Below are 17,712 nucleotides of genomic sequence, written 5' to 3'. Positions count from 1 at the left end.
CGCTCTACCCTTGGACAATTTATGACACCTTGGGCAATCGCTTGTTTTATGGCGTCTCTGTTTTCCGAGCGAACTCCTGTGACGCTATTAGATGCGGGGGCTGGAGTAGGATCTCTATCTATGGCATTCCTCAATCGCTTCCCTAAAAGCCACATAGAAGCTTGGGAAATTGATCCAACGCTTCGTGGTTACCTCATCGATTTATTGTCTGACGCTAATGCTACGATTCACGGTAAGGATTTTATTGAGGATGCAACAAACAATATTCAGTTTGGATTAGGTGCCCGATTTAGTCATGCAATCCTGAATCCACCCTACAAAAAGATTAACAGCAATAGCGCGCACCGCGCATTACTCAAAGAACTCGGTATCGAAACAGTCAATCTCTACACAGCTTTTCTGGCCTTGACGATCCTGCTGATGGAGAACGGCGGCGAAATCGTGGCAATTATTCCCCGCTCTTTCTGTAATGGTACTTACTACCGGCCTTTTCGAAAATTAATGCTATCGAAGTGTGCGATCGATCATATCCATATTTTTGAATCACGCAAGAAGGCGTTCCGGGACGACGATATTCTGCAAGAGAACGTTATCATCAAGCTTGTCCGCAACAAGATACAGGGTGATGTTGTTATTTCCGAAAGCCATGATGGAAGTCTGATCGACTACGATGAAAGCGTTTTATCTTTCAATCAGATTGTAAAACCAGACGATAGCGAAAGCTATATTCATATCCCGGCAGTTGCTGGCAAAGAGGAAACGCATTCACCCTTGTTTGCTCATTCAGTGAACGAGATTGGAATCGATATCTGTACGGGACCTGTAGTGGATTTTCGTTTACGAGAATACTGCCGAACCGAATTGTGCGAGGGTGCTGCTCCATTATTATATGCGCACCATTTTTCGGACGGTATAGTTCGCTATCCAAGAGCCCACAAAAAACCCTCGGCTATCCTTATCAATGATAAAACCCGTCGTTGGTTGATGGTATCCGGCTGCTATGTGGTGACAAAGCGTTTTTCATCCAAAGAGGAAAAGAAGAGAGTAGTTGCGTCTGTGTTTGACGCGGAAACACTGCCATGCAAATTGGTCGGGTTCGAAAACCATTTGAATATCTTCCACTCCGGCAAACATGGTCTAGATCGGGAGACAGCTTATGGTCTGGCCACATTTCTGAATTCGACCGTCGTAGATAATCATTTCCGGGTATTTTCAGGTCATACTCAAGTTAATGCTACTGACCTTCGGAACATGCGATATCCCTCTCGCCAGCAACTTCGGGAGTTTGGTCGCATAGCGATGATCAAAAATCTAAGTCAATCTGAAATTGACGCCATGATCAAGGGGGCCAGAGAAACAAAGTGGTTACCAAGGCGACTCGACTTCGCGAGGCTTTGCAAGTCATTACTGATCTCGGGCTGCCCAGCCAGCAACAAAACGAACGCACTGCTCTTTCTTTGCTCGCACTTCTGAACTTGAGTGCTAATAAACGTTGGCATGAAGCCGAGGCACCGCTCATCGGAATTACTCCTATCATGGATTGGTCCCGAGATCACTATGGTCGGGCATATGCCCCTAACACCCGAGAGACTTTCCGCCGCCAGTCAATGCATCAAATGGTTGCTGCCGGGATTGCACTCTACAATCCCGACAAGCCGGACCGAGCAGTAAATTCTCCTCACGCCGTTTATCAGATCGAACCAAGTCTCCTGTCAGTACTACGGGCTTATGGTACCGATAAATATCGCATGTTTCTGACGGAATGGTTAGCAAACCGAGAAGTACTTATCGAACGGTATGCAAAAGCCAGGGCAATGCGAATGATCCCGGTTCAAATTTCCGCGGGACAAGAAATTAAGCTATCCAGCGGTGAACATAGTCAATTAATAAAAAATGTCATCGAGGATTTTGGGCCTCGATACGTTCCCGACGGACAGCTGGTCTATGTCGGGGACACTGGAAACAAGTGGGCGTTTTTTGATCAGGAGTTGCTTGCAACCCTGGGAACCTTGATAGATGAGCATGGCAAAATGCCCGATGTTGTCATCTACTGCCTCATCCGCAATTGGTTACTGCTAATCGAGTCTGTAACCAGTCATGGCCCGATTGATGGCAAACGACATGCCGAGCTGGTTCATGTGTTTGGCAAATATACCGCAGGGTTAGTCTATGTATCGGCCTTTGCCAATCGGAGAATGATGAACAAATACTTGGACGTCATCTCATGGGAGACGGAGGTATGGGTTGCCGATGCACCTTCTCATATGATCCACTTCAACGGTTCTCGATTCTTGGGACCGTACTGACCCACGGCCAGCGGTTATCGAGCGCCTGCTTGCGAAATTCCTCCAATTCTGGAATGTAGTTATACCTGTAGAAAAGAACTGAGCAGTAGTTGCTACAGGCAGAATTCGAATAAAAAAATTGGATGAGGCGGCGTTGAATCGTTTTTTACCACGCGGAATAAATGGAAAACTTGACTCAACACACTCCCATGATGCAGCAATACCTGCGCATCAAGGCACAGCATCCCGATATGCTGATGTTTTACCGTATGGGGGATTTCTACGAGCTGTTCTTTGAGGACGCGGAAAAAGCGGCGAAGCTGCTCGACATCACCCTGACCCGTCGCGGCACCTCGGCGGGAGAGCCGATCAAGATGGCGGGCGTGCCTTACCATGCAGCGGAGCAGTATCTGGCAAAGCTCGTCAAGCTTGGCGAACCGGTCGTGATCTGCGAACAGGTGGGTGATCCTGCCACTTCGAAAGGACCGGTAGAACGCCAAGTGACGCGCATCGTCACCCCCGGTACCCTGACCGATGCCGCACTCCTGGAAGACAAGCGCGACAACGTCCTGCTTGCCTTGCTCGTGCATGAATCCACCGTGGGATTGGCGTGGCTCAATCTTGCGGCGGGGCAATTTTCTGTAATGGAGACTTCGGTGAACAATCTCGCAGCCGAACTCGAACGCCTGAAGCCCGCCGAGATTCTTTTGCCGGAATCACCGAATCTTGCCGGGATCAACGAAAGGGTGATGCAGGAGAAGTTATGCGTGAAGCATTTGCCGGCATGGCAGTTCGACACCGGGGCGGCTGTGCGCAATCTCTCCCGGCAGTTCGGAACACATGACCTTTCCGGTTTCGGCTGCGAGGATCTGGATGTTTCTCTCGGCGCCGCAAGCGCGTTGCTCGATTATGCCCGGCTGACACAGGGCGCCAGCATAGCCCATGTCAAGGGGTTGCGGGTTGAGCGGGAGGATACCTATCTGCGCATGGATGCCGCCACCCGCCGCAACCTGGAGATTTCCGAAACCATACGAGGCGAAGCGTCGCCCACTTTATTGTCCCTGCTGGACACCTGTTCGACCAATATGGGCAGTCGGCTGCTGCGGCACTGGCTGCATCATCCGCTTCGCGACCGCGGGCTGATCCAGAATCGGCTGGAGGGCGTATCCTTTCTAGCGGGTGAGGCGGGAATCGGACCTTATCTTTCGGTGCGCGATTGCTTGAAGCGCGTGACGGATATCGAGCGCATTACTGCTCGTATCGCACTGAAATCGGCAAAGCCACGGGACTTATCCGGGCTGCGCGACAGCCTGAAACGGCTGCCCGCAGTCAACAACGCCATTGCCGGTACTGCCACTACAGGCAGTGACAGCAGTAACAGCAGTGACGTGAACGCGCATGTCGCGGCGCTCATCCACTTGATGGCGCCAGACAATGCTCTCGTTGCGCTGCTGGAGAAATCGCTGAAGGAAGAACCGGAGGTGATGCTGCGTACCGGAGGCGTGATTGCCGATGGCTATGACGCCGAGCTGGATGAGCTGCGCGCGATACACAATAATTGCGACGAGTTCCTGCTGCAACTCGAAATCCGGGAAAAGACCCGTACCGGTATTGCGAATCTCAAGGTGGAATACAACCGCCTGCACGGTTTTTATATTGAAGTGACGCATGCCCACACCGAGAAAATCCCCGACGATTATCGTCGCAGGCAGACGCTGAAGAATGCCGAGCGTTATATTACGCCTGAGCTCAAAGCTTTCGAGGAAAAGGCGCTTTCTGCACAGAGCGGGGCACTGGAGCGGGAGAAATTGCTGTACGGCGAGCTGTTGGATATACTTTCACAGTATATCGACCATCTGCAACAGGTTGCGCGCAGCGTTGCCGAACTGGATGTCCTTGCGACCTTTGCCGAACGCGCACTGGCACTTGACTACACCCTGCCCATTTTCACTAGTGACAGCGTTATCGAAATCCAGGCAGGTCGGCATCCGGTAGTTGAAAAACAGGTGGACAGCTTCATCGCCAATGATGTCCGGCTTGGCAGCAGCGAACGTGACAGGCGGCAGATGCTCGTCATTACAGGACCCAATATGGGGGGGAAATCCACCTATATGCGCCAGGTTGCCCTGATTGCGCTGCTCGCCCATTGCGGCAGCTTTGTTCCGGCGCACAGCGCGCTCATCGGGCCGCTGGACCAGCTTTTCACACGAATCGGCGCATCCGATGATCTCGCTGGAGGACGCTCCACCTTCATGATGGAAATGACCGAGGCGGCGAATATCCTGCACAACGCCACCGCGCAAAGCCTGGTGCTGATGGATGAAGTGGGCCGGGGAACCTCTACGTTCGATGGACTGGCGCTCGCTTTCGCAATTGCCCGTTATCTGCTGGAAAAGAGCCGGAGCTACACGTTATTCGCCACGCATTATTTCGAATTGACGCGGCTTGCGGAGGAGTTTGCGCAGGTCGCCAATGTGCACCTGCGCGCCGTGGAGCACAAACATCATATCGTGTTCCTGCACGCCGTCAACGAAGGTCCTGCCAGCCAGAGCTACGGCCTCCAGGTGGCCGCGTTGGCCGGGGTGCCTGACCCGGTAATAAGAACAGCGAGAAGATACCTGCTGAAACTTGAACAGGAGGCGTTGAGCAATCAACCGCAAGGAGACTTGTTCTCCGGGGACGACCCCTTCTGGAAGCAGGACAGGATGCCGGAAGGTTCCGTTGATAAAAATGACGGCCCGCCGGAGCATCCTGTGCTTGCACTGTTACACGCTATCGTGCCCGACGACTTGAGCCCGAAACAGGCCCTGGATCAGCTCTACGCCTTGAAGAAGGCAGCAGAAAAAGAATAGCTTCGACTTTCCTTTCTCTACCGATGGCTTTACCGGTAGTGGGCCCGCATCTTAGTGCTCATGCCCATGGCCATGACCATGCGGACCATGTGCATGGCCATGAGCCAGTTCTTCGGCAGTAGCGGGACGCACATCGGTTACCTGGCATTCAAATCGAACCGACTGTCCTGCCAAAGGATGATTGCCATCCACCACGACCTTGTCTTCGGCAATGTCAGTCACTGTATATATCCGGACATTGTCCGACTCTTCCTCGCCCCCTTCGAATTTCATGCCCACCACGACATCCTCGGGAAAGCGGCTGCGCGCCTCGACCCGCACGAGTTCGCTGTCATATTCACCAAAGGCATCCTCCGGTTCCATCACGACCAGGCAACGGTGCCCTGCTTCTTTGTGATTCAACTCTTCTTCCACCTTCGGAAACATTTCATCATTGTAACCACCGTGGAGGTAGCTTACAGGAAAATTGGATTTCTCCAGAATTTCACCGGTTGAATCAGACAAAATATAGTTGAGCGATACCACGGTGCCTTTTTCAATTCGCATATCGTTGAGCCTGCAGGGTTAGGTTATCAGGAATTTCCTCAGGAAATGATAAAAATGCTACGAGCCCATGCTCTCTTGGGCTCGCTGCCTTCATCGAGAATCATTCATTATTGCACTCGCAATCCTGAAATGGAATACGGCTTTTTTGTGAACCCGCCCCGGTCAACCGAAATGGAGACGGGTCAAGCAGTGTTAATCGACCTGACAGAAGCATGATTCAGGGCAGGATTTATTCCTGATTCCGGGTTTTCTTCATTTGCCATGAGTTCCCTTACCGGCGCAAAGCTGAGGCGGTGCACAATGGAGACACCGTGAACTTTCAGCGCGGCAAGATGCTGCTCCGTGGAATATCCTTTATGCTGATCGAAGCCATAACGGGGAAAACGCCGGTGTAAGGCCCTCATCTCGGCATCACGAGCGGTCTTGGCAAGAATCGAGGCAGCGGAAATTTCCGGCACCAGGCTGTCGCCCCTCACGATGGTAGTCACGGGAAACTTCAGGCGGGGACTGTGGTTTCCATCCACCAATACCCGTGCTGGCGTCACCTGCAATTTTTCGATCGCGCGTTTCATCGCCAGCAGGCTTGCTTGCAGTATATTCAGCCGGTCGATTTCCCTGACGGATGCGGACCCGATAGCCCAGGCAATCGAATGCGCCTTTATGGCAAGGGTCAGGCTGTTGCGCTTTCCCTCGGTAAGCGTTTTCGAATCTGCCAGACCCTCTATAGGAGAAGCTGGATCGAGTATCACACAGGCGGCAAACACCGGTCCTGCCAGCGGCCCCCTGCCTGCCTCATCCACACCGCAGACCCAATGGTATTCATCGCTGCACATGGGTTAACTCCCGTGCTCTTCCGGAAGTATTTCAGGTCTCTTTTGGCCTGACGGTACACATCAGTTCGGCCTCGGCAACAACGCGGCCGTCCACTTCCGCCCGTGCTGCATATTTCCAGATTCCGATCCTCTCCCTCAGAACTGTAGCCTTGAGTATCAACTGATCGCCTGGTTCCACCGGCCGCTTGAAGCGTGCATTATCGATGCCGACGAAATAATAGACGGAATTCTCGTCCGCTTCCACATTGGCTGTCTTGAGCGTCAGAAGAGCAGCCGCCTGCGCCAGCGCTTCGATCACCAATACCCCTGGCATGACGGGATGATGAGGAAAGTGTCCTGTAAAAAAAGGTTCGTTGATCGTTACATTCTTGAGCGCGGTAAGACTCTTTCCCGGTTCGAAAGCGAGAACACGATCGACGAGGAGCAGGGGATAACGGTGAGGAAGGTACTTCAGAATTTCATGGATGTCCATTAGCGCGATGTTTTCCCGGGTTCTTGATAAGAAGTGAATAAAGGATGATCAGAGGACTTGCCCGTTGCACCTGCCCGACGAGCTACTTGTCGGCCAGCGCTTTGAGTACCTTGTCAGTAATATCGATTCGCGGGCTCCGATAGACGAGATCGCGCAGGGGCAATATGAGGTCGTATTTCTCGGTCTCGGCAATGATTTGAATGGCCTTGGTGGCGGTCAACTGAAGTGCCGCAACCTCATCGTTCTGGCGCAGGCTCAGATCTTCGCGCATCTGCCGTTGCCCGCGCTGGTATTCCCGGTTAAGCGCAGCCAGATCGCGCTCCTTGCTGCGGCGTTCCGCTTCTGGCATGCGCTTTCCTTCTTTTTCCAGCAAATCCTGAAGCTCCTTCGCCTGTATCGCGAGTTTCTTGAGCTCCTGGTCCCGCGGGAGGAATTCCCTTTCGATTTTTCTAAGCGCTCTGACGGCGGGTGCAGATTCAGCCAGAACGCGTTCCGTGTCGACAACGCCGATCTTGATATCTTCTGCCAGCACACTTGCGGTCCCGTAGATAGATGCGACGAGAATGCACGTTATCGCGATTAAAGTTCGTCCCAGTATCTTGTGTTTCAATTTTATCTCCGGATCTAGAATTGTTGCCCAAACTGAAACTGAAAACGCTGTATGTTGTCACCGGGCTGACTGTTCAAGGGCTGGGCCACGCTGATTTTGAGCGGTCCCATAGGGGATATCCAGGTAACAGCGATACCGGCAGAATAACGCAAGCCCTCCTGCTCCGGTCTTACTCCGCCAGGCCCCCAGACCGTGCCGCCATCCAGAAATGCGCTCAGGCGTACAGTGCGGTCATTTCTCATGCCGGGCATCGGAAACAGAACCTCGATATTACCTACCGCACGTTTGTTACCTCCCAGGGTTCTGTTGGTTGCGTCCCTGGGACCAAGCGAACTGATGTTGTAACCCCGCACAGAGGTATTGCCACCCGCGAAGAAATTCTTGAAAAAGGGAAGCTCTTTACCGAAATAACCATCCCCATATCCGAGTTCTCCATTCAGCATCAGCGTAAATATCTCGGTGATGGGGAAATACCAGCGAAGGTCATAACTCAATTTGTAATAAGTGAGGTCTCCTCCCGGCATGCCCACCTCGGCGAACACGCGCTGCGTGGTTCCCGAAGTTGTCCAGATTGCACTGTCACGACCATCCCGCCTCCAGCTGAGTGTTGCAGGTATGTTGAGCGTAGTTCGCCCGAATTTATTCACGAAATCGATATTACGCTGCGGACTGTCAGCCCCAAGATCGATCGTGGTTTGTTCCGCTCCCAGCCCCCCCAGGATGCTGTCATTTTCGTTGATGGGAATGCCGAAACGCAGACCTGCGCCCAGTGTGTCGGTATTGAAGTTCATCACGGAGGACAGGGTACGCGTATTGAGCACGCGCTTATAGAGATCGAGTCCTGCCGTGACACCATCCTTGGTGAAATAGGGGTCGGTATAGGACAATGAATAGGTCTTGTTGACGCTACCGGTATTCACCATGAGATTGACGAACTTGCCGGTGCCGAATATGTTGTCCTGCGCAACAGACGCGCTCAGTATCAGCCCCTCCATGTTGGAATAGCCCGCACCGAACATCACGGCGCCCGTCGGCTTTTCCTTGACTTCGACATTCACGTCGATCTGGTCCGTGGTACCGGGAACCGCCGGGGTTTCAACATTGACGGCGGTAAAGTAATTCAATCTGTCGACCCGCGTCTTGGAGCGGTTTATCTTGCTGGTCGAATACCAGCCTCCTTCGAACTGGCGCATTTCCCGCCGTATCACTTCATCCCGGGTTCGGGAGTTGCCGGTAATATTGATGCGCCTGACATAGACGCGACGGCCGGGATCGATAAAAAAAGTGAACGCCACCTGCTGCTTTTCCTTGTCCAGCTGGGGAGAGGCGTTGACATTGGCGAATGCGTAGCCGTCGTCCCCGAGCCGGTCGGTGATGAGCTTGATGGACTCCGTCAGTTTCTCGCGGGAAAACGTATCTCCCGCCGAGAGTTTTATGAGCTGGCGCAGCTCCTCTTCCGGAACCAGCAGTTCACCGGCAAGCTTGATTTCGGAAACATCATATTTAGGACCCTCGATGATATTTACCGTAATGTAAATATCCTGCATGTCGGGTGTGATCGATACCTGCGTCGATTCTATGCTGAATTCGAGGTAGCCGCGATTGAGGTAATAGGAACGAAGCGATTCGAGATCGCCGCCGAGCTTCTGCTTGGAATACTGGTCTTCCTTGGTGAGCCAGGTCAAAAGGCCAGGGGTCCGCAGCGAGAATGCGCTCAACAGATCCTTTTCCTTGAAAGCTTTATTTCCGACGATATTGATCTTGCGAATCTTGGCGGTCCTGCCTTCGTCCACATGGAAAGTAATGCCCACGCGGTTTCGTTCAAGCGGAGTTGTGGTCGTAGTGATTTTTACGGCATATTTGCCGCGTGCCATATATTGCTGCTTGAGTTCCTGTTCGGCCTTTTCCAGCGTCGAGCGATCGAAAATACGGGATTCCGCCAGGCCTGCCTGTTTCAGCCCCTCCTTGAGCTTGTCTTTCTCAAACTCCTTGGCGCCGACAATGTTGATCTGAGCAATCGCCGGCCGTTCCTCTATCACTACGATCAGGACACCGTTCTCGGATTCGAGCCGCACATCCTTGAAAAAACCGGTGGCATACAGTGCCTTGATCGCTGCCGCAGCCTTTTCATCGTCGAGCACATCCCCGACCTTCACCGGCAGGTAACTGAACACGGTTCCGGCCTCGGTGCGTTGTATGCCTTCCACCCGGATGTCCTTGACTTCGAAGGGCTCACGTGCCCACGAAACCGAAGCGCACAAGGCAGAAACAAGCGCGACCAGATACCTGACTTTCATGCTCTAACCGGGGATGAGGCGGTTTATGTCGTTATAAATGGCAAAAGCCATCAGGGCAAACAAAAGTGCCATCCCCACCTGCTGACCGATTTCCATCGCTTTCGCGGAGAGCGGACTGCCCTTGACGATTTCGATGACATAATACATTAAATGCCCTCCATCCAATATGGGAATGGGCAGCAGGTTCAATACCCCCAAACTGACACTGATCAGGGCGAGAAAACCCAGATAAGGCGAAAGACCCATCTGGGCAGATTTTCCTGCATAGTCGGCAATAGTGATGGGGCCACTTACATTCTTCCAGGACACCTCACCTGCCAGCATTTTTCCGAACATTTGCAAGGTGAACTTCGAAGTTTCCCAGGTTTTGGTTATCGCCTTGGCAAAAGCGGTGCTCAAGGGATAGCGCACTTCGATCAACAGCTTTTCGATCTCATCGGAATCAATCCGCGGCGCAATTCCAATTTTCCCGATTTTTTCTCCATTCTCTGTGACACTGTCGGGAATAACCTCCTTGTCGATCACGGCACCGTCACGCCGGATTTCCAGCATGAGCGATGATCCCGGCCTGTCTCGCACCTGTTGCACCAGGTCTTGCCACAGGGAAACTTTCCGCCCGTTTACTGCCAGAACCTCATCGCCCGGCAGCAAGCCCGCGCGGCTTCCGGCACTATCGGGTATAACCTGCGAAATGACGGGTTTAACCTCGGGCTGATAACTGCTGAGGCCGATTTTCTTCAAAAACTCCGCATCCAGATCATCCGCCTGGATGCTGCTCAAATCCAGCTTCCGAAGCCCGGTCTGACCATGGATGTCAGTCACTTCCACGGCAAGTGAAGGAGGCCGTTCCACGGCATGGGACAATAGCAGCCAGCGCGCATCCTGCCAGGTTTCCACCGGTTCGCCCTCGATTCGCCTCAGAATGTCGCCCTTCTCGAAGCCGGCAAATGCCGCCGGGGTTGCGGGAGCAACAGGTCCAAGAACAGGCTTCATCGCATTGATGCCCAGCATGAACAGCAGCCAGTAAAGGACGATCGCCAGCAGAAAATTCGCGGCCGGTCCGGCTGCGACAATAGCAAACCGCTGCGAAACCGGCTTGCGGTTGAATGAGCGTGGCAACTCCTCCGGCGCAACCGTTCCTTCACGTTCATCGAGCATCTTCACATAGCCGCCAAGAGGAAAGGCTGCGATAACCCATTCGGTCTGGTCTTTTCCCACCCTCTTCCGCATCAGCGGGCGACCAAAACCGATGGAGAAACGCAACACTTTTACTCCACACCAGCGGGCGATGAGGTAATGGCCGAATTCGTGAAACACGATCAGCAGGCCGAGAGCGACGACGAAAGCGGCAAGGGTGAAAAGGAATGTCATGCTTCTGCAGATCTCCGTTCCGGCAGACTCTCTGATACGGGGAAGTAAAAGAAGTCTTCCATCTTCGCATGGCTGAAATGGAAGCCGCAATTGGGATTGATGGGGCTTGCGCAACCCGCAGAACTAGTAAAGCTGTTCCCGCAAACGGATCCGACGCTCCGCAGGCTCACATCTGCCACAGCGCCTGCATAAGCGCTACCGGAACCAGCCGAATGTCCGAGTCCCCTGGATGAATGAGAAGCTTTCCTCAGAAGGAGTGGATAAACCGTTGTCCGACCTGCCGGAAAGACCAATGATTGCGACACTTTACGCCAGACACGTCAACCATTCTTGGGCCGCTTCGCGCGCCATGCCGTCTGCCGCCAGCACATCATCCAGAGTCGCAACGTCCCGGCGGCCAATTGTCTGCATGACATCCTCGATCATGGCGGGAATGGCCGTAAATGGCATTAGACATTTGAGAAAGGAATCCACTGCCACTTCATTGGCAGCGTTCAGCACAGCCGGCGCGCTTCCCCCGCTTGCCAGCGCCTGATATGCCAGCCGCAGGCAGGGAAAGCGTTCAAAATCGGGGGCCTCGAAATCCAGCCGGGCGACCTTGAACATATCCAGAGGGTTGACTCCAGTCTCGATCCGTTCAGGGAAGCCAAGTGCATGGGCAATGGGCGTACGCATATCAGGATTGCCCAGTTGTGCCAATACTGAACCATCCACATACTCGACCATGGAATGAATGATGCTCTGCGGGTGAATGACGACCTCTATTTGCTCGGGCGATGCTTCGAACAACCAGTGCGCTTCGATGACTTCGAGTCCCTTGTTCATCATGGTAGCGGAATCGACCGAAATCTTCTGCCCCATTACCCAATTGGGATGAGCACATGCCTGTCCGGGTGTTACATTTTCCAGTGCGGCCAGCGGCATCTGGCGAAAGGGCCCGCCAGATGCGGTCAGCAAAATACGGCGCACGCCCACTGCACGCAGATCGCCGCTGAAGTGCTGCGGCAGGGACTGGAAAATGGCATTGTGTTCGCTATCAATCGGGAGCAGCGTGGCGTGATTTTCCTTGACCACGTCCGTGAATATGCGTCCCGCCATCACCATTGTTTCCTTATTGGCAAGCAATACCCGCTTGCCGGTCACAGCCGCTGCAAATGTGGGACGTATCCCGGCCGCACCCACGATCGCTGCCATCACTGTATCCACGTCCGGCAGTGAAGCGACCTTTTCCAGCGAATCCACCCCCCAAAGCACTTCAGTGGCAAGTCCTGCTCCACGGATTTCCACCCGCAGCCGTTCCGCGCTGGCCTCATCCAGCAGCACCGCATAGCGCGGCTCGAAGCGCCGGCATTGTTCCAGAATTTTCTGGACGCTCTTGTTCGCGGTAAGGGCCACGACGCGAAACCTGTCGGGATGGCGCGCCACTACGTCCAGCGTGCTTACGCCGATGCTTCCTGTGGAACCCAGAATGGTGAGATGACGAACAGCGATCATGATCAGGTATGTAGCAGGAGAAGTGCCAAAGCCGCAATGGGCAGGGTTGAAGTCAGTGCATCGATCCTGTCAAGTATACCACCGTGGCCCGGCAAAATAGCGCCACTGTCCTTGAGTCCGGCGTGACGCTTCATCAGCGATTCAAATAAATCGCCCACGATTCCCAGCGCGGCAAGAAGCAGCAGCAGCGGGATCAATAACGTGGCGGGAATTGCGTCCTCGCCGTAACTCCAGATAAGCGCGTAAACCAGTACCGCAACAAGCGCTCCACCCACACCCTCCCAGGTTTTACCGGGACTGATGCTCGGCGCGAGTTTGTTTTTTCCCCAGGTGCGCCCGGAAAAATATGCGGCTGTATCGGATAGCCAGATGGCGCCCATGAACCCGAGCAGGAGGAGCGGATCGATTGCGCGCAGCTGGTATAACGCAAGACAAGTCGGCAGCAGTACCAGCCAGCCGATAAACGCGAGCAGGACGGCACTCCCGACAGGACGCTTTGATTTCAGGAAAATCGTCGCGCCGAAGATCCAGAATATCAGCGATGCAACGTAAACCCCCAGGAATAAGGGCGTATAGGGATCAACAGCAACTGCGCCGCTCAATACAAACAGGAGCTCGCCTGCCAGCAGTACCGTCAATAAAAGATAAGCGATGGTATGGTTGAGAGAGAACCTGGCAAGCCGGGTCCATTCCAGCGAGCCGGCGGTTGTCAGCGCAAGCAGTAACGCCATCCAGAAGATGGGAGATAGATAGAATAACGCCGCCAGAAAGGCGGATAACATAATGACGGCGGTAAGAATCCGTGCCCGGAGCATAGTTGAGACGGTCAGTAAAAAGCACGGATCGGAACGTGTGGAAGCTATGCCGTCGCTTTCTCGGCGACTTCTCTGCCCCCACGCAAGGATGATGCCGCCTGAAGCTGCTCGCTGGTTCGTCCAAATCGGCGCTCGCGTTGCTGATAAGACTGGATGGCGAGATCCAGGGCGCGCGTATCAAAATCCGGCCATAACGTGTCGGTAAAATAGAGCTCGGTGTATGCCAGTTGCCAGAGAAGGAAGTTGCTGATGCGCTTTTCGCCTCCCGTACGAATGAATAGATCGGGTTCCGGCGCATGGTTGAGGGCAAAATACTGCATCAGGTCTTTTTCATCGAAAGTCGTCGCCAGGTGGGGACATTCGGTAAGCATTTTTCGAACAGCCTGCATGATATCCCACCGTCCGCCGTAATTGGCCGCAATAGTAAGCGTAAACCGTTCATTGGCAGCCGTGAGCGCCTCGCCGTTGCGTATGAACTCGACGATCTTCGGTTCGAATCTCGATAGATCTCCGATTACCTTGAAGCGGATACCGTTCTCATGCAGCTTGGACACCTCCTGCTCCAGGACGCTTATGAACAACTGCATCAGGAACGCGACTTCCTCAGGTGGCCTGCGCCAATTTTCGCTGCTGAAGGCAAATAATGTCAGGTATTTGACACCCCGCTCCATGCAGGACCGGATTGCGGAGCGTACTGTCTCCACCCCACGCTTGTGGCCTGCCATACGCGGCATGAACCGGTTTTTTGCCCAACGTCCATTGCCATCCATGATGATGGCGACGTGCCGGGGTACTTCGCCAGTTTCAGGTATTTCCCGGGTCGAACTGATGATGGCTGGCATGGAGAATACGGTTGAGATTCAAAATTGAAATCGAAGGTATTTTTATTTCAGGTGCGGCTATTCCGGAACAGGCAAGCGAAGACATCTGCTTTCACTTCCCGCAATATTACTCCATTTATACGGCCATCAACTCGGCTTCTTTGGCCTGGAGGAGCTTGTCTATTTCCGCGATATAGCGATCGGTAAGTTTTTGGATATCATCCTGCCCCCGGCGTTCTTCATCCTCGGCAATCTTTTTTTCCTTGAGCAGGTCCTTCAGATGCGCATTTGCGTCCCGGCGAATGTTTCGCATTGCCACGCGCGCAGCTTCACCCTCATGCTTTACCACCTTGGTGAGATCACGCCTCCGTTCCTCGGTGAGCGGCGGCATGGGTACGCGGATCAATTCGCCTACGGTTGCAGGATTCAACCCCAGGTCTGAATTGCGGATAGCTTTTTCTATCGCACCCAGCATTTTCTTTTCCCATGGCGCTACGGTAATAGTGCGGGCATCCGCAAGGTTGATGCTTGCCACCTGGTTGATTGCTGTCGGATTCCCGTAATAATCCACGGTGACGTGATCCAGCAGACCCGTATGGGCGCGCCCGGTTCGTATCTTGCCCAGATCCAGTTTCAATGCTTCCAGGCTTTTCTGCATTTTCTGCTCGGCGGATTTTTTTATCTCGGCAATCATGATAGTTAGAAATGACGTAAATGATTATAGCCCAAGGCCATCCTGGTTTCGGCACCCATGCCGCAGCACGATGCCGACAATTCAAGCTGTGGCGCTCTATAGTGCGGCCAGATAGCGAGGGTAGCCAGAAAGCACTCAGACCTCCACCAACGTACCCTCTTCTTCACCCATGACTACCCGTTTCAACGCTCCCGCCTTGAAGATACTGAAGACTTTGAGCGGAAGCTTCTGGTCGCGGCACAACGTCAGCGCCGTCGCGTCCATTACCTTGAGATTCTCGGCAATGGCTGTATCGAACGACAGTCTCTGGTAGCGTTCTGCATCCGGGTTTACCTTGGGATCGGTGGTATATACGCCATCGACCTTGGTGGCCTTGAGCACGATATCCACGTTCATCTCCATTCCCCGCAGAGCCGCCGCTGTATCGGTCGTAAAAAATGGATTACCGGTGCCGGCGGCAAAAATGACCACCTTGCCTGCCTCCAGGTAGCGTATTGCCTTGCCCCGGATATACGGTTCCACTACCTGATCGATGCGCAGGGCGGATTGCACCCTGCTCACCAGGCCCGCCCGCCGCATCGCATCCTGCAACGCCAGCGCATTCATGACGGTAGCCAGCATCCCCATATAGTCCGCGGTCGCTCGGTCCATGCCTTCCGCGGCGGAGGTCATCCCCCGGAAAATGTTGCCACCGCCTATCACTACCGCAACCTCGACACCCATCTGATTCACTTCGGCTATCTCGGCCACGATTCGCTCGATTACATCCCGGTTGATGCCATAACTATCGTCACCCATGAGAGCTTCGCCCGAGAGCTTCAGCAGGATGCGCTTATAAGCGGGTAAGGTCATGAGCAATCCGGCCGGGCTAAGAAGCTTTTTCCTGGTTGGCCTGACCCACTTGCGCCATGACTTCGGCAGCAAAATCGCCAGATTTCTTTTCTATCCCTTCCCCAACGATATACAAGGTAAAACCGTTGACCTGGGCGGATTTTTCTGCGAGCAGCTGTTTCACCGTCTGATCCGGATTTTTGACAAACGGTTGCCCCAGAAGCGTTATCTCGGCGAGATATTTGGCAATACGGCCATCGACCATGCGCGCAACGATATCGGCCGGCTTCCCGCTCTCCGCTGCCTGGGCGGTATATATCTGGCGTTCACGCTCCAGCAGCTCCGGAGAGACCTGTTCGCTTGACACGCATACCGGCTTGCTGGCGGCGATATGCATCGCGAGGTCCTTGCCCAGGGCCTGATCGCCACCCGTATAATCGACCATGACTCCTATTTTTGCGCCGTGCAGATAGGATGCAAGACGATCCTGCGAACCGGCCACCTGATGGCGCGCAAAACGGCGTATGCTGATATTCTCGCCCAGCCTCATTACGAGCGCTTTCCGCAGCTCCTCCACACTTTCACCGTTTGCCAACCTGGCGTTTGCGAGCGCCTCGTTGTCCGCTACGCTTTCCGTTGTCAGCAATTCTGCAAGACTATGCGCAAAGCTGATGAAGTCCTCATTCCTTGCGACAAAATCGGTTTCGCAGTTAACTTCCACCAGCGCACCGCTCCTGCCGTCACGTGCGATATGAGCCGCCACCATCCCTTCCGCTGCAGTCCGTCCGGCTGCCTTGCTCGCCTTGGCGCCACTCTTGATCCGCAGAAGGTCTTCTGCGGCTTTCATGTCTCCACCGGTTTCAGTCAAGGCCTTCTTACACTCCATCATGCCGAGACCCGTCATCTCGCGCAGTTCCTTCACCATTTGTGCGGTGATTTCCGCCATATTCGCTCCAGATAATTTTCAAAAAAGAAGCGCTGGATGTGCGCGCTCCGGCACGGATTCATGTGCCCCACTCCGACGAAATTTATCCCTTATCCTGTTCGCCGGCTACTGCCTCATCCGCTTCCTCGAAATCGCCCTGTACACCCTGTACAATTTCCTGGATGGCCTGATTTCGGCCCTCCAGAATAGCGTCCGCGACACCGCGGGCATAAAGGCGAATTGCCTGGCTGGAATCGTCGTTTCCGGGAATGACATAATCCACGTCGACCGGACTATGGTTGCTGTCCACGACACCGACAATAGGGATACCGAGCTTCCTGGCCTCGGTAATTGCCCCTTTCTGATAACCGACATCAATGACGAACATGGCATCCGGCAGGCTCTTCATGTCCTTGATGCCTCCCAGACTGCGATTGAGTTTTTCCAGTTCGCGCTGCAGATCCAATGCTTCTTTCTTGGAAAGCTTGTCGAGCGTTCCATCCTCCATCATCGTTTCCATATCATGGAGTCTTTTAACGGATTGCTTGATCGTCTTGAAGTTGGTGAGCATTCCACCGAGCCAGCGTTGGTCGACGAAAGGCGAGCCGCAGCGCATCGCTTCCTCGTGCACGATGTCCCGTGCCTGGCGCTTGGTTCCGACAAATAAAATCGTACCCTTGTTGGCCGCCAGCTGACGCACGTAATTCATCGCTTCCTGGTACATTACCAGCGTTTTTTCCAGATTGATGATGTGTATCTTGTTGCGGTGGCCAAAAATATAGGGCGCCATCCTGGGATTCCAGAAGCGGGTCTGATGTCCGAAATGAACTCCCGCCTCCAGCATTTGCCGCATCGTTACTGACATA

At 53.8% G+C, this 17,712-nt stretch carries 16 protein-coding genes; 3 read left to right on the top strand and 13 right to left on the bottom strand.

Annotated elements, in window-relative coordinates:
- Nucleotides 1-21 precede the first annotated feature (21 nt).
- From ACZ5BW_RS03570 to mutS, 3 genes are all read left to right on the top strand, one after another.
- Nucleotides 22-1,473: an Eco57I restriction-modification methylase domain-containing protein gene (locus tag ACZ5BW_RS03570; protein ID WP_464542601.1), complete on the top strand. Its 1,452-nt coding sequence runs from the start codon at nt 22-24 to the stop codon at nt 1,471-1,473.
- On the top strand, nt 1,395-2,306 hold the full coding sequence (locus ACZ5BW_RS03565; RefSeq protein WP_464574184.1) for a BsuBI/PstI family type II restriction endonuclease: 912 nt from the start codon (nt 1,395-1,397) through the stop codon (nt 2,304-2,306). The genes ACZ5BW_RS03570 and ACZ5BW_RS03565 overlap by 79 nt, the downstream gene beginning before the upstream one ends.
- Nucleotides 2,307-2,467: 161 nt before the next feature.
- Complete coding sequence (gene mutS / locus ACZ5BW_RS03560) at nt 2,468-5,137, top strand: DNA mismatch repair protein MutS (RefSeq protein ID WP_464542597.1); 2,670 nt, start codon at nt 2,468-2,470, stop codon at nt 5,135-5,137.
- Between the two features lie 51 nt (nt 5,138-5,188).
- On the opposite strand, the gene ACZ5BW_RS03555 is transcribed toward mutS, so the two are convergent.
- The 13 genes from ACZ5BW_RS03555 to rpsB all read right to left on the bottom strand — a co-directional run bounded on the left by ACZ5BW_RS03555 (nt 5,189) and on the right by rpsB (nt 17,711).
- Nucleotides 5,189-5,683 carry an FKBP-type peptidyl-prolyl cis-trans isomerase gene (locus ACZ5BW_RS03555; protein ID WP_464542595.1) on the bottom strand — a complete coding sequence of 165 codons (495 nt, stop codon included), beginning with the start codon at nt 5,681-5,683 and terminating at the stop codon, nt 5,189-5,191.
- Between the two features lie 182 nt (nt 5,684-5,865).
- On the bottom strand, nt 5,866-6,516 hold the full coding sequence (rnhB, locus tag ACZ5BW_RS03550) for a ribonuclease HII (RefSeq protein WP_464542593.1): 651 nt from the start codon (nt 6,514-6,516) through the stop codon (nt 5,866-5,868).
- Between the two features lie 31 nt (nt 6,517-6,547).
- Nucleotides 6,548-6,988, bottom strand: coding sequence for a 3-hydroxyacyl-ACP dehydratase FabZ (fabZ, locus tag ACZ5BW_RS03545; protein WP_464542591.1), 441 nt, complete (start codon nt 6,986-6,988; stop codon nt 6,548-6,550).
- Between the two features lie 82 nt (nt 6,989-7,070).
- The gene (locus ACZ5BW_RS03540) at nt 7,071-7,598 is read right to left on the bottom strand and encodes an OmpH/Skp family outer membrane protein (protein WP_464542589.1); all 528 of its coding nucleotides are present in this window, start codon (nt 7,596-7,598) and stop codon (nt 7,071-7,073) included.
- A gap of 14 nt (nt 7,599-7,612) precedes the next feature.
- Nucleotides 7,613-9,895: an outer membrane protein assembly factor BamA gene (bamA, locus tag ACZ5BW_RS03535; protein WP_464542587.1), complete on the bottom strand. Its 2,283-nt coding sequence runs from the start codon at nt 9,893-9,895 to the stop codon at nt 7,613-7,615.
- Between the two features lie 3 nt (nt 9,896-9,898).
- Nucleotides 9,899-11,266, bottom strand: a complete 1,368-nt coding sequence (gene rseP / locus ACZ5BW_RS03530) for an RIP metalloprotease RseP (RefSeq protein ID WP_464542585.1) — start codon at nt 11,264-11,266, stop codon at nt 9,899-9,901.
- A 306-nt stretch (nt 11,267-11,572) separates the two neighbouring features.
- On the bottom strand, nt 11,573-12,760 hold the full coding sequence (gene ispC / locus ACZ5BW_RS03525) for a 1-deoxy-D-xylulose-5-phosphate reductoisomerase (RefSeq protein ID WP_464542583.1): 1,188 nt from the start codon (nt 12,758-12,760) through the stop codon (nt 11,573-11,575).
- A gap of 2 nt (nt 12,761-12,762) precedes the next feature.
- Nucleotides 12,763-13,575 (bottom strand): phosphatidate cytidylyltransferase, encoded by an 813-nt coding sequence (locus tag ACZ5BW_RS03520; protein ID WP_464542581.1) that lies wholly within the window; start codon nt 13,573-13,575, stop codon nt 12,763-12,765.
- 44 nt (nt 13,576-13,619) lie between these two features.
- Nucleotides 13,620-14,417, bottom strand: coding sequence for a polyprenyl diphosphate synthase (gene uppS / locus ACZ5BW_RS03515; RefSeq protein WP_464542579.1), 798 nt, complete (start codon nt 14,415-14,417; stop codon nt 13,620-13,622).
- A 115-nt stretch (nt 14,418-14,532) separates the two neighbouring features.
- Nucleotides 14,533-15,090: a ribosome recycling factor gene (gene frr, locus ACZ5BW_RS03510; protein ID WP_464542577.1), complete on the bottom strand. Its 558-nt coding sequence runs from the start codon at nt 15,088-15,090 to the stop codon at nt 14,533-14,535.
- A 135-nt stretch (nt 15,091-15,225) separates the two neighbouring features.
- Nucleotides 15,226-15,942, bottom strand: coding sequence for a UMP kinase (pyrH, locus tag ACZ5BW_RS03505; protein WP_464542575.1), 717 nt, complete (start codon nt 15,940-15,942; stop codon nt 15,226-15,228).
- Nucleotides 15,943-15,958: 16 nt separating this feature from the next.
- Nucleotides 15,959-16,867: a translation elongation factor Ts gene (gene tsf / locus ACZ5BW_RS03500; protein WP_464542573.1), complete on the bottom strand. Its 909-nt coding sequence runs from the start codon at nt 16,865-16,867 to the stop codon at nt 15,959-15,961.
- Between the two features lie 82 nt (nt 16,868-16,949).
- Nucleotides 16,950-17,711: a 30S ribosomal protein S2 gene (gene rpsB, locus ACZ5BW_RS03495; RefSeq protein ID WP_464542571.1), complete on the bottom strand. Its 762-nt coding sequence runs from the start codon at nt 17,709-17,711 to the stop codon at nt 16,950-16,952.
- Between the last annotated feature and the right edge of the window lies 1 nt (nt 17,712).

The organism is Nitrosospira sp. TNL300 (assembly GCF_055385915.1).
Note: the sequence above shows the minus strand (reverse complement) of the source record. Positions and strands in the feature narration are given on the sequence as shown.

Excerpts from the sequence above, each read along its gene's own strand:
- bamA (WP_464542587.1), bottom strand. The coding sequence starts at position 9,895 with ATGAAAGTCAGGTATCTGGTCGCGCTTGTTTCTGCCTTGTGCGCTTCG.
- ACZ5BW_RS03570 (WP_464542601.1), top strand. The coding sequence starts at position 22 with ATGACACCTTGGGCAATCGCTTGTTTTATGGCGTCTCTGTTTTCCGAG.
- ispC (WP_464542583.1), bottom strand. The coding sequence starts at position 12,760 with ATGATCGCTGTTCGTCATCTCACCATTCTGGGTTCCACAGGAAGCATC.
- frr (WP_464542577.1), bottom strand. The coding sequence starts at position 15,090 with ATGATTGCCGAGATAAAAAAATCCGCCGAGCAGAAAATGCAGAAAAGC.
- rpsB (WP_464542571.1), bottom strand. The coding sequence starts at position 17,711 with ATGTCAGTAACGATGCGGCAAATGCTGGAGGCGGGAGTTCATTTCGGA.
- pyrH (WP_464542575.1), bottom strand. The coding sequence starts at position 15,942 with ATGACCTTACCCGCTTATAAGCGCATCCTGCTGAAGCTCTCGGGCGAA.
- ACZ5BW_RS03520 (WP_464542581.1), bottom strand. The coding sequence starts at position 13,575 with ATGCTCCGGGCACGGATTCTTACCGCCGTCATTATGTTATCCGCCTTT.
- rseP (WP_464542585.1), bottom strand. The coding sequence starts at position 11,266 with ATGACATTCCTTTTCACCCTTGCCGCTTTCGTCGTCGCTCTCGGCCTG.
- ACZ5BW_RS03555 (WP_464542595.1), bottom strand. The coding sequence starts at position 5,683 with ATGCGAATTGAAAAAGGCACCGTGGTATCGCTCAACTATATTTTGTCT.
- fabZ (WP_464542591.1), bottom strand. The coding sequence starts at position 6,988 with ATGGACATCCATGAAATTCTGAAGTACCTTCCTCACCGTTATCCCCTG.
- uppS (WP_464542579.1), bottom strand. The coding sequence starts at position 14,417 with ATGCCAGCCATCATCAGTTCGACCCGGGAAATACCTGAAACTGGCGAA.
- mutS (WP_464542597.1), top strand. The coding sequence starts at position 2,468 with ATGGAAAACTTGACTCAACACACTCCCATGATGCAGCAATACCTGCGC.
- rnhB (WP_464542593.1), bottom strand. The coding sequence starts at position 6,516 with ATGTGCAGCGATGAATACCATTGGGTCTGCGGTGTGGATGAGGCAGGC.
- tsf (WP_464542573.1), bottom strand. The coding sequence starts at position 16,867 with ATGGCGGAAATCACCGCACAAATGGTGAAGGAACTGCGCGAGATGACG.